A 14,256-nucleotide genomic window follows, 5' to 3' on the forward strand; every position below is an offset into this window, starting at 1 on the left:
AAAAGGTTTTGCGAAGCGGCTCGTGAGCTTCAGATTTTATAGTGAAATAAAAGCCGGGTTACGTTACCCTTCTGGCGGGTCTTGCGCTTTTTCTTATTATCTTACATATCGTTTAGCAACCGGGACATATAATGAGAGATAACAATCCGTCAGCCGGTGCCGGACGAAAAACAAAGGCGTAACGGAACTTTATTGTTTTCAGACACTCCAACCCTCTGCTTGCTCACTTGATGCAGTAATTGGGTGGTGTTTTTGAATACGCATGGGAATTGGGTTTGGGGAGACATTACCTCGGATGAGCGAGCAGTTAACGGATCAGGTCCTCGTTGAACGGGTCCAGAAAGGAGATCAGAAAGCATTTAACCTGCTGGTGGTGCGCTATCAGCATAAGGTTGCAAGTCTGGTCTCCCGCTACGTGCCGCCGGGCGATATCGCTGACGTTGTTCAGGAATCGTTCGTTAAAGCATGGCGTGCGCTGGATTCTTTCCGGGGGGATAGCGCTTTTTACACCTGGTTATATCGCATCGCCGTAAACACGGCGAAGAATTATCTGGTTGCTCAGGGACGCCGTCCGCCATCCAGCGATGTTGATGCGAATGATGCTGAAAACTTCGAAAGTGGCGGGGCATTGAAAGAAATTTCGAACCCTGAGAACTTAATGTTGTCAGAAGAGCTGAGACAAATAGTTTTTCGTACCATTGAATCGCTTCCGGAAGATTTACGCATGGCAATTACCTTGCGGGAGCTGGATGGCATGAGCTATGAAGAAATAGCCGCCATCATGGATTGTCCGGTGGGCACAGTGCGTTCGCGCATCTTCCGGGCGCGAGAAGCTATTGATAATAAAGTTCAACCGCTAATCAGGCGTTGACGATAGCGGAATACTGGAAAAGGGTATCAGGCATGCAGAAAGAAAAACTTTCGGCCTTAATGGATGGTGAAACGCTGGATAACGAACTGCTCAACGAGCTGGAGCGTTCATCTGAAATGCAAAAAACCTGGGAGAGCTACCATCTCATCCGCGATACGCTGCGAGGCGATACGAGTGAGGTGCTCCATTTTGATATCTCAGCTCGCGTCATGGCCGCCATTGAAAACGAGCCCGTTCGTCAGACGGTTCCTCTAATTCCTGAATCTCAGCCCGCACCGCACCAGTGGCGTCAGATGCCTTTCTGGCAAAAAGTACGCCCGTGGGCCAGCTCGCTTACCCAGATGGGCGTTGCCGCGTGCGTATCCCTTGCTGTGATTGTCGGCGTTCAGCAGTATAATGGCCAGTCTGATTCATCCCAGCAGCCAGAGGCGCCGGTGTTTAACACCATGCCGATGATGGGTAAGGCCAGCCCGGTCAGCCTGGGCGTGCCGGCGGATGCTTCGGCAGGTAGCGGTCAGCAGGCTCAGGTGCAGGAACAGCGCCGCAGAATTAATGCTATGCTGCAGGACTATGAATTGCAGCGTCGCCTGCATGCGGAACAGCTTCAGTTTGGCCAGGCCCAGACTCAGCAAGCCGCTGTTCAGGTGCCGGGCTATCAAACTTTAGGAACACAATCGCAGTAATGAAGCAACTTTGGTGTGCCATGTCGCTCATGGCAGGCAGCCTGTTCTTCTCCGTCAACGCCTCGGCTGATACATCGTCCGGGGCGTTGTTGCAGCAGATGAACCTGGCCAGCCAGTCCCTTAATTACGAGCTCTCTTTCGTCAGCATCAACAAGCAGGGTGTTGAGTCGCTGCGTTATCGACACGCTAAACTAAACAATCGCACCCTGGCACAGCTGCTCCAGCTTGACGGGCCGCGTCGGGAAGTGGTGCTGCGCGGAACGGAAATCAGCTATTTTGAGCCCGGACTCGATCCTTTCACCCTGAACGGCGACTATATCGTTGATTCGCTGCCTTCATTGGTCTACTCCGACTTTAAACGTCTGTCATCCTATTACGACTTCATTTCCGTGGGGCGGACGCGTATTGCCGATCGTTTATGCGATGTTGTGCGCGTCGTGGCTCGCGATGGCACCCGCTATAGCTATATCGCATGGTTAGATGCTGAAACTAAGCTGCCTCTGCGCGTTGATCTGCTTGATCGCGACGGCGAAACGCTTGAGCAGTTCCGCGTCGTCTCGTTCAACGTTGGCGATAACGTTAGCGCCAGTATGGAAACCCTGTCTAAGGCTAACCTGCCTCCGCAGCTGTCGGTGCCGGAAGGGGGCAATAAGGCCAACTTTAACTGGGCGCCAACCTGGCTGCCGCAGGGCGTGGCCGAAGTCTCCAGCAGCCAGCGTCGTCTGCCCACTTTCGATGGCCCGGTAGAGTCCCGTTTGTATTCCGACGGGCTGTTTAGTTTCTCTGTCAATATCAATCGCGCCACGGCAAATAGCAGCGATCAGCTGCTGCGTACCGGCCGTCGTACCGTGGCGACTACCGTGCGTGATAACGCAGAGATAACCATCGTTGGCGAGCTGCCGCCGCAAACGGCGAAGCGTATTTCCGATAGTATTAAATTCAGGGCAGTACAATGATTAAAGAGTGGGCGACGGTCGTTTCCTGGCAAAATGGCGTTGCGCTGGTGCACTGCGATGTGAAAGCCTCCTGCAGCAGCTGTGCTTCTCGCGCCGGTTGCGGAAGCCGGGTGCTGAATAAGCTTGGGCCGCAAACCAGCCATACCCTTAGCGTCCCCTGCGAACAGCCGCTGTCGGCCGGGCAAAAAGTCGAACTGGGCATTGCCGAAAGCAGCCTGCTCGGGTCGGCGGTATTGGTTTATATGGCGCCGTTAGTCGGTTTGTTCGTGATGGCATCGATATTCCAGGTGCTGTTTGCCAACGACTTTGCCTCGCTTTGCGGGGCAATTTTGGGCGGCGTTGGCGGGTTTCTGGTCGCTCGCGGTCTTTCGCCTGGCTTAGCCTCCCGGCAGTCGTGGCAGCCGGTTATTATCAGCGTCGGTTTACCGCCAGATTTAGTCCGCATCGAGACGCCTTCCTCCCAGCTGGGTCAGTGATTTCACTGGCCCTTATCTTTATTTACAACTCCCGCAAGAACTCATCATTTACTCCGGTTATGCTAGCGGTAAGAGCATTTCCTGGTTTCGTGGATGTAGTGTAGAATGCGGCGTTTTCGGATTAAAAAACGTCAGGCACAGAACAGCGGCCTCATGATTCGCGTAAGGCATAATTAACTCTAAATATGAAGAATATACGTAACTTTTCAATCATCGCTCACATCGACCACGGTAAGTCGACATTGTCTGACCGTATTATCCAGATTTGCGGTGGCCTTTCCGATCGTGAAATGGCAGCCCAGGTTCTGGACTCCATGGATCTTGAACGTGAGCGCGGTATCACTATCAAGGCGCAGAGCGTCACCCTGGATTACAAAGCAACTGATGGCGAAACCTATCAGCTGAACTTTATCGACACCCCCGGCCACGTCGACTTCTCTTATGAAGTTTCTCGTTCGCTTGCCGCCTGTGAAGGCGCTTTGCTGGTGGTTGATGCCGGCCAGGGCGTCGAAGCCCAGACGCTGGCTAACTGCTATACGGCGATGGAAATGGACCTTGAAGTCGTACCGGTCCTGAACAAAATCGACCTGCCCGCAGCCGATCCGGAACGCGTAGCGGAAGAGATTGAAGACATCGTTGGTATTGATGCCACCGATGCGGTGCGCTGTTCAGCGAAGACCGGCGTTGGCGTACCGGACGTGCTGGAGCGCCTGGTGCGCGATATTCCGCCGCCGGAAGGCGATCCGGAAGCGCCGCTGCAGGCTCTGATTATCGACTCCTGGTTTGATAACTACCTCGGCGTCGTTTCTCTGGTGCGTATCAAAAACGGCACCATGCGCAAAGGCGATAAAATTAAGGTGATGAGTACCGGGCAGGTGTATAACGCCGATCGCCTGGGCATCTTCACGCCGAAGCAGGTGGACCGTACCGAGCTGAAATGCGGCGAGGTAGGCTGGCTGGTTTGCGCCATTAAAGACATCCTCGGCGCGCCGGTCGGCGATACGCTGACGCTTGCGCGCAACCCGGCAGATAAAGCGCTGCCCGGCTTTAAAAAGGTGAAACCGCAGGTCTATGCCGGCCTGTTCCCGGTCAGCTCCGATGATTATGAAAACTTCCGCGACGCGCTGGGCAAGCTGAGCCTCAACGATGCTTCTCTGTTCTATGAGCCGGAAAGCTCTACGGCGCTGGGCTTCGGTTTCCGCTGCGGCTTCCTGGGTCTTCTGCATATGGAGATCATCCAGGAGCGCCTGGAGCGTGAATACGATCTGGATCTGATCACCACGGCGCCGACGGTAGTCTATGAAGTCGAAACCACCTCGAAAGAGGTTATCTACGTCGACAGCCCGTCGAAGCTGCCGCCGCTGAACAATATTCAGGAGCTGCGCGAGCCGATCGCGGAGTGTCACATGCTGCTGCCGCAGGAGTTTTTGGGCAACGTCATCACCCTGTGTATCGAAAAGCGCGGCGTACAGACCAACATGGTTTACCACGGCAATCAGGTTGCGCTGACCTATGAAATCCCGATGGCGGAAGTGGTGCTCGACTTCTTCGACCGACTGAAGTCTACCTCCCGCGGCTATGCATCGCTGGACTACAACTTCAAGCGCTTCCAGGCTTCCAACATGGTGCGTGTGGATGTGTTGATTAACGGCGAGCGTGTGGATGCGCTGGCGTTGATCACGCATAACGACAATGCGCCGTACCGCGGCCGCGAACTGGTAGAGAAGATGAAAGAGCTGATCCCGCGTCAGCAGTTCGATATCGCTATCCAGGCTGCCATCGGCAACCACATCATTGCCCGCTCTACCGTAAAACAGCTGCGTAAAAACGTCCTGGCGAAATGCTATGGCGGCGACGTCAGCCGTAAGAAAAAGCTGCTGCAGAAGCAGAAAGACGGTAAGAAACGCATGAAGCAGGTCGGTAACGTTGAGCTTCCGCAGGAAGCGTTCCTCGCCATTCTGCACGTTGGTAAAGACGGCAAATAACCCTAAGGAGTTGGCATGGCGAACATGTTTGCCCTGATCCTGGTCATCGCTACTGTGGTGACGGGTCTGTTGTGGTGCCTGGATAAGTTTATCTTTGCGCCAAAACGTCGCGAAAGTCAGGCCGCTGCGCAGGCAGCGACCGGCGACCAGTTGGACAAGAAAACGCTGAAAAAGGTCGGCCCGAAACCGGGCTGGCTGGAAACCGGCGCGTCAATCTTCCCGGTACTGGCGATTGTGCTGGTGGTTCGCTCATTCATTTATGAGCCCTTCCAGATCCCCTCCGGCTCGATGATGCCGACGCTGCTGATCGGCGATTTTATTCTGGTTGAGAAGTTTGCCTACGGCATTAAAGATCCGATTTACCAGAAGACGCTGATCGAAACCGGACATCCGAAGCGCGGCGATATTGTCGTCTTTAAATATCCGCAAGATCCGCGCCTGGATTATATCAAGCGTGCGGTCGGTTTACCGGGTGATAAAGTGACTTACGATCCGATTGCCAAGCAGGTCACTATCCAGCCGGGCTGTAGTTCTGGCCAGGCCTGCGGCAACGCGCTGCCGGTCACTTACTCCAACGTTGAGCCGAGCGATTTCGTACAGACCTTCTCCCGCAGCAACGGCGGCGAAGCGACCAGCGGTTTCTGGCAACTGCCGAAAGGCGAGACGAAAGCCGATGGCATCCGTCTGACCGAACGTAAAGAGACGCTGGGCGAAGTGACCCACCGTATATTGACCGTACCGATTGCTCAGGACCAGGTGGGGATGTATTACCATCAGTCCGGTCTGCCGCTGGCGACCTGGATTGTCCCGCCGGGGCAGTATTTTATGATGGGTGACAACCGCGATAACAGCGCCGATAGCCGTTATTGGGGCTTTGTGCCGGAAGCGAATCTGGTGGGTAAAGCAACCGCAATCTGGATGAGTTTCGAAAAACAGGAAGGCGAATGGCCTACCGGCGTACGTTTATCGCGTATCGGTGGTATCCAGTAAATTTTTCCTGCTTTATTCACGCTGCCGACGCAATAACGGCAGCGTGAATTATTTAAAATTTAAATCTATTCAAACTAACGACATCCCTTGTCGTTGCGTATAGAATATCCCCCCGAAGTTTTAGGTTGTCTCTCGTAAGATTGACACAGCACACGAAACCGCGTTGGTTTTTACTCAGGTCGGTTTCGTGTGCTGCATTTTTGACGCATTCATCTATTGGTAACGCATGAACCCCATCGTAATTAATCGGCTTCAACGGAAGCTGGGCTACACTTTTCATCATCAGGAGCTGTTGCAACAGGCATTAACTCACCGCAGTGCCAGCAGCAAACATAATGAGCGCCTGGAATTTTTAGGCGACTCAATATTGAGCTTTGTGATCGCGAACGCGCTCTATCATCGTTTCCCTCGGGTAGACGAAGGCGATATGAGCCGCATGCGCGCGACCCTGGTACGAGGCAACACGCTGGCAGAAATTGCCCGCGAGTTCGAATTAGGTGAATGTCTGCGTCTTGGGCCGGGTGAACTGAAAAGCGGGGGCTTTCGCCGTGAATCTATACTGGCGGACACCGTTGAAGCGTTAATCGGCGGGATTTTCCTCGACAGCGATATTCAGAACGTTGAGCGCCTTATTCTCTCCTGGTACCAGAGTCGTCTGGATGAAATCAGCCCGGGCGACAAGCAAAAAGATCCGAAGACGCGCTTGCAGGAGTATCTGCAGGGGCGCCATCTGCCGCTGCCGTCTTACCTGGTGGTACAGGTTCGCGGTGAAGCGCACGATCAGGAATTTACTATCCACTGCCAGGTTAGCGGCCTGAGTGAACCGGTGGTTGGCACGGGTTCTAGCCGTCGCAAGGCGGAGCAGGCTGCCGCCGAACAGGCGCTGAAAAAGCTGGAGCTGGAATGAGCGAAGAAAAGAACTACTGCGGATTTATTGCCATCGTTGGTCGTCCAAACGTGGGCAAATCCACATTGCTGAACAAGCTGCTCGGGCAGAAGATCTCGATCACTTCCCGAAAAGCGCAGACGACGCGTCACCGCATCGTTGGTATTCATACTGAAGGTCCGTATCAGGCGATCTACGTCGATACCCCGGGCCTGCATATGGAAGAAAAACGCGCGATTAACCGTCTGATGAACAAAGCGGCAAGCAGCTCCATTGGCGACGTTGAGCTGGTTATTTTCGTCGTTGAAGGTACCCGCTGGACGCCGGACGACGAGATGGTGCTCAACAAGCTGCGCGATGGCAAAGCGCCGGTGATTCTGGCGGTCAACAAAGTCGATAACGTACAGGAAAAAGCCGATCTTCTGCCGCACCTGCAGTTCCTTGGCAGCCAGATGAACTTCCTTGATATCGTGCCGATTTCCGCGGAAACGGGGCTGAACGTTGATACCATCGCCGGTATCGTGCGTAAGCATCTGCCGGAAGCGATTCATCACTTCCCGGAAGATTACATCACCGACCGCTCTCAGCGCTTTATGGCTTCCGAGATCATTCGTGAAAAGCTGATGCGTTTCCTCGGCGCTGAACTGCCGTATTCCGTTACCGTGGAAATCGAACGTTTTGTAACCAACGAGCGCGGCGGCTACGATATCAACGGTCTGATTCTGGTTGAGCGTGAAGGGCAGAAGAAGATGGTGATTGGCAACAAAGGGGCCAAAATCAAAACCATCGGTATCGAAGCGCGTAAAGACATGCAGGATATGTTTGAAGCGCCGGTTCACCTCGAGCTGTGGGTGAAAGTGAAGTCCGGCTGGGCTGATGACGAACGCGCGCTGCGCAGTCTCGGTTACGGCGACGATCTCTAAGTTTGGATACTCTATGGCTTTCGAGGTGCAGGACAAAACACAAAGTGTTTTGAACAGCGCTTGCGCTGGCTGCGAAGGAGCGAGGCCAGAGGCTGAGTCACGCGGCAAGACCGTGAGTCCCCGGAAGCTTACTTCAGTAAGTGACTGGGGTGAGTGGGCGCAGCCAACGCACCTGCGGCTTGAAAGACGACGAGTATGATGGAAGGCTGGCAACGCGCTTTCGTACTGCATAGCCGTCCCTGGAGCGAAACCAGCCTGATGCTGGACGTCTTCACGGAAGAATCCGGCCGCGTGCGCCTTGTGGCTAAAGGCGCACGTTCCAAACGTTCGAACCTCAAAGGCGCGCTTCAGCCTTTTACTCCCTTACTGCTTCGCTTTGGCGGGCGCGGCGAAGTCAAAACGCTGCGCAGCGCGGAAGCCGTCTCGCTGGCGCTCCCTCTCAGCGGCATCACGCTCTACAGCGGCCTTTACGTCAACGAACTTCTCTCTCGCGTGCTTGAGCATGAAACGCGCTTTTCCGAACTCTTCTTCGATTATTTGCACTGTATCCAGTCTCTGGCTGGCGCAAGCGGCTCGCCGGAACCGGCGCTACGGCGTTTTGAACTGGCGCTGCTGGGGCATCTGGGATATGGCGTGGATTTCCTGCACTGCGCCGGCAGCGGAGAAGCGGTTGACGACGCAATGACCTATCGCTACCGTGAAGAAAAAGGCTTTATCGCCAGCGTGGTTATTGATAACAACACCTTTACCGGGCACCATCTTAAGGCGCTGGCGAGCCGTGAATTTCCGGACAGCGATGCGCTGCGCGCGGCAAAGCGTTTCACCCGTATCGCCCTGAAGCCCTATCTGGGCGGGAAGCCGCTAAAAAGTCGCGAGCTTTTTCGTCAGTTTTTGCCCGCGCGGGCAGCGCGAGCCGATAAAACAAATAACGATTAACGAGGATTGTCATGGCTGAATTACTGTTGGGGGTCAATATTGACCACATTGCGACATTACGCAACGCTCGCGGTACCGCTTATCCGGATCCGGTCCAGGCGGCCTTTATCGCCGAGCAGGCCGGCGCTGACGGTATTACCGTCCATCTGCGCGAAGATCGTCGCCATATTACCGATCGCGATGTCCGTATTTTGCGCCAGACGCTGGATACCCGCATGAACCTTGAGATGGCGGTGACGGAAGAGATGCTGAAGATTGCCTGTGAGACTCAGCCCCATTTTTGCTGCCTGGTGCCCGAAAAACGTCAGGAAGTGACCACCGAAGGTGGACTGGACGTGGCGGGCCAGCTCGACAAAATGCGCGACGCCTGTAAACGCCTTGCCGATGCCGGTATCCTGGTTTCGCTGTTTATTGACGCGGACAACGCGCAAATTAAGGCGGCAGCGGACGTTGGCGCGCCTTATATCGAAATTCACACCGGATGCTATGCTGATGCGCAAACTGACGCTGAGCAGGCAAAAGAGCTGGAGCGTATTGCCAAAGCGGCGACCTATGCCGCCAGCCTGGGGCTGAAGGTTAATGCCGGTCACGGTTTGACCTACCATAACGTGAAGGCCATTGCCGCGCTGCCGGAAATGCACGAGCTGAACATCGGCCACGCGATTATTGGCCGTGCGGTGATGAGCGGCCTGAAAGAGGCGGTGGCGGACATGAAGCGCTTGATGCAGGAAGCGCGCGCCTGATGGCCATTCTCGGACTGGGTACTGATATTGTAGAAATTGCCCGTATTGAAGCGGTAATTGCCCGCAGCGGCGATCGTCTGGCGCGTCGCGTCCTGAGCGATAGCGAGTGGGCGATATGGGAACAGCATCAGCAGCCGGTCCGTTTTCTGGCCAAGCGTTTTGCCGTTAAAGAAGCGGCGGCCAAGGCGCTTGGTACCGGCATCCGCAATGGGCTGGCGTTTAATCAGTTTGAGGTTTACAACGACGAGCTGGGTAAGCCAAAGCTGCGATTGTGGGGCGAAGCGAAGAGTCTGGCCGAGCGCATGGGCGTAAGCAGCATTCACGTGACGCTGGCCGACGAGCGTCACTATGCCTGCGCCACGGTGATTATCGAAAGCTAGAGTGTTACAGGCCGGAGAGGTCGGTTAACGCCGCCATCCGGCAATATCACAGTTTGTCCGCGTGGTGCAGCAGGACAAACTTATCCCACAGCTGCTCTTCATTTTCGTTATGGGCCGGATCTTTCAGAATGGTATTTGGGATCGGGCACACCTTCTGGCAGGTCGGCGTATCATAGTGGCCAACGCATTCGGTGCAGCGATCGCTGTTAATTTCATAAATGCTATCACCCATGGATATCGCCTCATTCGGGCACTCCGGCTCGCACATATCGCAGTTGATGCATTTTTTGGTGATTAACAGCGCCATCAGGAAATTCTCAGAAACAACACAAACAGGGCGGGCATTATACGCCCATTTTTCGCCCGGGCCAGCTCTTTTCAACCGCGGTGCGACCATCCGCAGCGGAGAAATTTTGCCCGGCCTGAGCCAATAAGAGAGTGTGTGCTTTTGACAGCGGGCAGGGCACTCGGGGTTACACCAGCTTTTTCACCAGCGCTTCGCTATGGCGAATCCGCTCTGGAGCGTGCTCAAGATCCTGCTGCACCAGCCCCATAAACAGAAGATCGGTCAACATCATTTGCGCGCTGGTGGAGGAGATCGCGGCGCTACGCGTGGCCTGCTCTTCCGCAATGGTGTACAGGCACAGCGTCGCCTGCTGCTGAAGCGCGTTGGGGTTAAAGCCGGTGATCGCCAGGATCTGGCTTCCTACCCGCAGCGCTTCACCGGCCGCCATATTGATCTCGCGTCGTTCACCGGAATAGGAGATGGCCAGCAGCAGATCGTCCGGAGACATCGCCTGTACCGTCGCCAGCAGGGCGTGCATATCCTGTTCTGATACCGCGTTAATACCGATTTTCATCAGCTTCCAGCTAAAGTTTCTCGCCACCAGGCCCGACGCGCCGATGCCGGTAATGATGACCCGACGGGCGTGGCGCAACAGCGTGACGGCTTCCAGCAGCTTCTCTTCGGTGTTGACGTCCAGCGAGGCGTGCATGGCCGCGACGTTATCTTTAATCAGCTTTTCGCCAACCAGGCGCAGGGGATCGTCGCCGCGAATCTGGTTATGCACCGGTACGGATTGCGGAGTCGGCGCGCTTGCCAGGGCTTCGCTCAACGCCAGCTTTAACGCCGGGAAGCCTTTGAACCCCATCTTCTGCGCAAATTTCACTACGCTTGACTGGCTGACGCCGGCTTCGCCCGCCAGCTGCTGCGAGCTGAGGTGGCGGGTTTGATCCGGTTGAGCCAGAATGAAATCGGCCAGTTTTTTATCGCTTGCGGCCAACGTCGGATAGCGCTGGCGAATACGGGTCAAACAGTTCATAGCGGCTCCGGAGGACAGCTTCACCCTCGGCTGAAAGAATTTTGTATTCGATTATAAGAGGATTATCGCGAATTAAAAATTCTGTGCCTAAGATTTCTCGGCAAAGACGTTTTCTTAATACGGATTCAACAGCAGCGTATGTTTTCGCTATTGGCGACGTAAGGCTGTTAAGCTATTGGTTATCATGCGATCGTTCAGGGGAGTGGGTTTTGAATAGCAGCACGCGGAGAGTGGTTTTCTTTGATCTGGATGGAACCTTGCATCAGCAGGATATGTTCGGCAGCTTTTTGCGCTATGCCCTGCGCCATCAGCCGCTGAACGCGCTGCTGCTGCTTCCTTTATTGCCGGTTATCGCGGCCGGACTGATGTTATACGGTCGCGCCGCGCGCTGGCCGATGAGCCTGCTGCTCTGGGCATCAACCTTCGGACGCAGCGAGCAGCAGCTTAAACGCCTGGAGGCCAATTTTGTTCGCTGGTTTCGCCAGCACGTCACGGCATTCCCGGTTGTTCAGGCGCGGCTTAAACATTATCTGACCAGCACGGACGCTGACGTCTGGCTGATCACCGGTTCGCCGCAGTCGCTGGTTGAACAGGTCTATTTTGATACCGCCTGGCTGCCGCGGGTGAATCTGATCGCCAGCCGAATGGAGCGACGCTACGGCGGCTGGGGGTTAACCCTGCGCTGTCTCGGTAATGAAAAAGTGACGCAGCTGGAACAAAAGATCGGCGCACCGCTGCGCTTGTATAGCGGCTACAGCGACAGCGAGCAGGACAACCCGCTGCTCTCTTTTTGCCAGCACCGCTGGCGGGTAACGCCGCAGGGCGATCTTCAGCAGTTAGAATAGTGTGTAATACATAGCGCCCATGTATAATGCGCCCCGCTTTTCTGCAGGAGTGCCCGCTTTGTCTGACCATGAATTAAATGATGAATACTGGATGCGTCACGCTCTGACGCTGGCCAAACGCGCCTGGGAAGAGGGCGAGGTGCCGGTCGGCGCCGTGCTGGTGCATAATCATCAGGTCATCGGCGAGGGCTGGAACCGGCCCATCGGCCGCCACGATCCCACCGCGCACGCCGAGATTATGGCGCTGCGTCAGGGCGGACTGGTGTTGCAAAACTATCGCCTGATTGACGCAACGCTGTACGTTACTCTCGAACCCTGTGTGATGTGCGCCGGGGCAATGGTGCACAGCCGTATTTCCCGACTGGTGTTTGGCGCCAGGGATGCGAAAACCGGCGCCGCCGGGTCGCTGATTGATGTGCTGCATCATCCGGGTATGAACCATCGGGTAGAAATAGCGGAAGGTGTTATGGCGGAGGCCTGTTCCGGCATGCTGAGCGATTTCTTCCGCTGGCGGCGGGAAGAGAAAAAAGCGCTAAAGCGAGCGGGCCAACAGGCGCAAGATTAATGCCCCATTCCGGGGATTTTTAATTTTGCGTTATCGACCAGCGTTTCGGCGCGAAAGTTAAAAAAGGACCTGGTGTACTGCTCTTCTTTATCCAGCTCATCCGGCATGACCGCCGGATAGTGTTCGCCTAAGGCCGCCATCTGCGCGTCTTTTTTCTCTTTTTCAGAGAGATAGCCCACGAGGCTAATATGATATTTGCGGATATTTTCGACGTAGGCGTAGGCTTCGTGCCCGCGTGCAAAGCCGTACTTCAGTCGGCTGTAGTAGTTTTTCTGGCTTAGCAACGGCAGACGCTGCTTCACATCCGCCCAGCTATTCGGGTTGCCTTTCTGCTTTTTGGTCAGCGCCATCGCGTCAAGCATGTGCGCGTAGCCCATATTATAAGCCGCCAGCGCAAACCAGATGCGCTCGTCCTGTGGGACCGACTCCGGCACTTTATTCATCATGTCCTGTAAATAACGCATGCCGCCGTCGAGGCTTTGCTCGGCGTCGGTACGATCGGTCAGGCCCAGGCTTTGCGCCGTATTGCGGGTCAGCATCATTATCCCGCGAACGCCCGTCGGAGAGGTGGCCTGCGGATCCCAGTGCGATTCCTGCCATGAGATAGCCGCCAGCAGCCGCCAGTCTATCTGTCGGGCGTATTTTTCAAACATCGGCTGCAGGTCAGGGAGGACGCTCTCCACGGCGCGCAGGAAGGTGCGGGTGTCAACGTAGTCAAAATCGTTGCCGTGGCCGAGGTATTTCTCCTCCAGCCTCGCCAGGGTGCCATCTTCGTTAATGTTATTGAAGAAATCGAGCATTGCCGCCGGCAGGGAATTATCCTCACCTTTTTCGCTAAACCAGGTGACTGGCTGTTCGTCGCTAATATCGAGGGCGACGGCCAGCTCCGGGTGAACGCGCTGGAACAGACTGACGGCGACCGAATCAGCGACGGTATAGTCGAGTTTGCCATCGATAACCGCCTGCATCAGCGCCGTCGTGCCTCGCTTATCGTCCACGTGCCACTCAAGGTCGGGATATTTTTGCTTTTTCAATGCCTGCAGATCGTTAATCGCCACGTGCCCGGGAGCGATGGCCAGCTGCGCGGCGGTGATGTTTGCCAGGGTGCGCGGACGCAGGTTGCCTTTGCGATACACCAGCTGTTGCGAAACGGAATAGTAGGTCGGCCCGACCTGATAGTTTTTCACCCGCTCGGAGTTGTAGACCAGCCCGGCTGCCAGCATGTCGGCTTTGCCTTCATCGAGGTCGTCGAATAGCTGGCTGATATTCTGCCTGACGGTGACTTTGAGCTCGACGCCGAGGTAGTCGGCAAACTGCTGCGCCAGCTCATAATCAAAACCGTAGGTCTTGTCATTGATGGTCGCGAAGGTCATCGGCGAATTAATGGTGCTGATTCGCAGTTCTCCGCGCGCCATGATCCCCGCCACGCGGTTTTCTGGTTTTCCCATCCACGGGAGAGACGGCCACAGGGCAGCCGCCAGCAGGAGGGTCACAATGCCGATGAGCAGATAATTAATCTTTAGTTTTTTCAGATAGTTAATCTTCTGCAGCTTCGCGTTCCTCAGCAGATTATGACCAGAAAAAGTAAAAGGTTGTCCTAGAATGAGCGGCATTTTGCTTAAGAATGCGCCAGTTGGCAACTTATTCGCGAGATGAGTCACATTAATTGATAAACCCCGGCAATCATTTTATTTC

Annotated in this window: 16 protein-coding genes; 13 read left to right on the forward strand and 3 right to left on the reverse strand. The window is 55.2% G+C overall.

Features of this window, described 5'->3' with window-relative positions:
* The first annotated feature begins 295 nt into the window (after positions 1–295).
* From rpoE to acpS, 11 genes are all read left to right on the forward strand, one after another.
* The gene (gene rpoE, locus JLG71_RS06800; RefSeq protein ID WP_004104583.1) at positions 296–871 is read left to right on the forward strand and encodes an RNA polymerase sigma factor RpoE; all 576 of its coding nucleotides are present in this window, start codon (positions 296–298) and stop codon (positions 869–871) included.
* A 32-nt stretch (positions 872–903) separates the two neighbouring features.
* On the forward strand, positions 904–1,554 hold the full coding sequence (rseA, locus tag JLG71_RS06805) for an anti-sigma-E factor RseA (RefSeq protein WP_004853279.1): 651 nt from the start codon (positions 904–906) through the stop codon (positions 1,552–1,554).
* Positions 1,554–2,510, forward strand: a complete 957-nt coding sequence (rseB, locus tag JLG71_RS06810) for a sigma-E factor regulatory protein RseB (RefSeq protein WP_004853278.1) — start codon at positions 1,554–1,556, stop codon at positions 2,508–2,510. The genes rseA and rseB overlap by 1 nt, the downstream gene beginning before the upstream one ends.
* Positions 2,507–2,986: a SoxR-reducing system protein RseC gene (rseC, locus tag JLG71_RS06815; protein ID WP_014230402.1), complete on the forward strand. Its 480-nt coding sequence runs from the start codon at positions 2,507–2,509 to the stop codon at positions 2,984–2,986. The genes rseB and rseC overlap by 4 nt, the downstream gene beginning before the upstream one ends.
* A gap of 185 nt (positions 2,987–3,171) precedes the next feature.
* Entirely contained in the window at positions 3,172–4,971 is a 1,800-nt protein-coding gene (gene lepA, locus JLG71_RS06820; protein ID WP_004853275.1) for a translation elongation factor 4, read from the forward strand.
* A 15-nt stretch (positions 4,972–4,986) separates the two neighbouring features.
* Positions 4,987–5,961, forward strand: a complete 975-nt coding sequence (lepB, locus tag JLG71_RS06825; protein WP_025106581.1) for a signal peptidase I — start codon at positions 4,987–4,989, stop codon at positions 5,959–5,961.
* A gap of 226 nt (positions 5,962–6,187) precedes the next feature.
* Entirely contained in the window at positions 6,188–6,868 is a 681-nt protein-coding gene (rnc, locus tag JLG71_RS06830) for a ribonuclease III (protein WP_004104573.1), read from the forward strand.
* The gene (era, locus tag JLG71_RS06835; protein ID WP_004104571.1) at positions 6,865–7,770 is read left to right on the forward strand and encodes a GTPase Era; all 906 of its coding nucleotides are present in this window, start codon (positions 6,865–6,867) and stop codon (positions 7,768–7,770) included. The genes rnc and era overlap by 4 nt, the downstream gene beginning before the upstream one ends.
* A 198-nt stretch (positions 7,771–7,968) precedes the next feature.
* Positions 7,969–8,706 (forward strand): DNA repair protein RecO, encoded by a 738-nt coding sequence (gene recO, locus JLG71_RS06840; RefSeq protein WP_004853269.1) that lies wholly within the window; start codon positions 7,969–7,971, stop codon positions 8,704–8,706.
* A gap of 11 nt (positions 8,707–8,717) precedes the next feature.
* On the forward strand, positions 8,718–9,449 hold the full coding sequence (gene pdxJ, locus JLG71_RS06845; RefSeq protein WP_116280724.1) for a pyridoxine 5'-phosphate synthase: 732 nt from the start codon (positions 8,718–8,720) through the stop codon (positions 9,447–9,449).
* Positions 9,449–9,829 carry a holo-ACP synthase gene (gene acpS / locus JLG71_RS06850; RefSeq protein ID WP_014230399.1) on the forward strand — a complete coding sequence of 127 codons (381 nt, stop codon included), beginning with the start codon at positions 9,449–9,451 and terminating at the stop codon, positions 9,827–9,829. Before pdxJ ends, acpS begins: the two co-directional genes overlap by 1 nt.
* A gap of 46 nt (positions 9,830–9,875) precedes the next feature.
* Here acpS and JLG71_RS06855 read toward each other — a convergent pair whose 3' ends face one another.
* Complete coding sequence (locus tag JLG71_RS06855; protein ID WP_004114478.1) at positions 9,876–10,136, reverse strand: YfhL family 4Fe-4S dicluster ferredoxin; 261 nt, start codon at positions 10,134–10,136, stop codon at positions 9,876–9,878.
* 166 nt (positions 10,137–10,302) lie between these two features.
* Positions 10,303–11,151, reverse strand: a complete 849-nt coding sequence (locus JLG71_RS06860) for a MurR/RpiR family transcriptional regulator (protein WP_014230398.1) — start codon at positions 11,149–11,151, stop codon at positions 10,303–10,305.
* 209 nt (positions 11,152–11,360) lie between these two features.
* Between JLG71_RS06860 and yfhb the strand changes: the two genes are divergently transcribed.
* Together yfhb and tadA are read left to right on the forward strand one after the other, a co-directional pair.
* Positions 11,361–11,996: a phosphatidylglycerophosphatase C gene (gene yfhb, locus JLG71_RS06865; protein ID WP_004853258.1), complete on the forward strand. Its 636-nt coding sequence runs from the start codon at positions 11,361–11,363 to the stop codon at positions 11,994–11,996.
* 58 nt (positions 11,997–12,054) lie between these two features.
* Positions 12,055–12,561 carry a tRNA adenosine(34) deaminase TadA gene (gene tadA / locus JLG71_RS06870; protein WP_014230397.1) on the forward strand — a complete coding sequence of 169 codons (507 nt, stop codon included), beginning with the start codon at positions 12,055–12,057 and terminating at the stop codon, positions 12,559–12,561.
* On the opposite strand, the gene mltF is transcribed toward tadA, so the two are convergent.
* On the reverse strand, positions 12,558–14,174 hold the full coding sequence (gene mltF / locus JLG71_RS06875; RefSeq protein WP_032720549.1) for a membrane-bound lytic murein transglycosylase MltF: 1,617 nt from the start codon (positions 14,172–14,174) through the stop codon (positions 12,558–12,560). The two genes, tadA and mltF, sit on opposite strands and share 4 nt — an antisense overlap.
* Between the last annotated feature and the right edge of the window lie 82 nt (positions 14,175–14,256).

It is taken from the genome of Klebsiella michiganensis (assembly GCF_015139575.1).
GTDB classification, from domain to species: Bacteria; Pseudomonadota; Gammaproteobacteria; order Enterobacterales; family Enterobacteriaceae; genus Klebsiella; species Klebsiella michiganensis.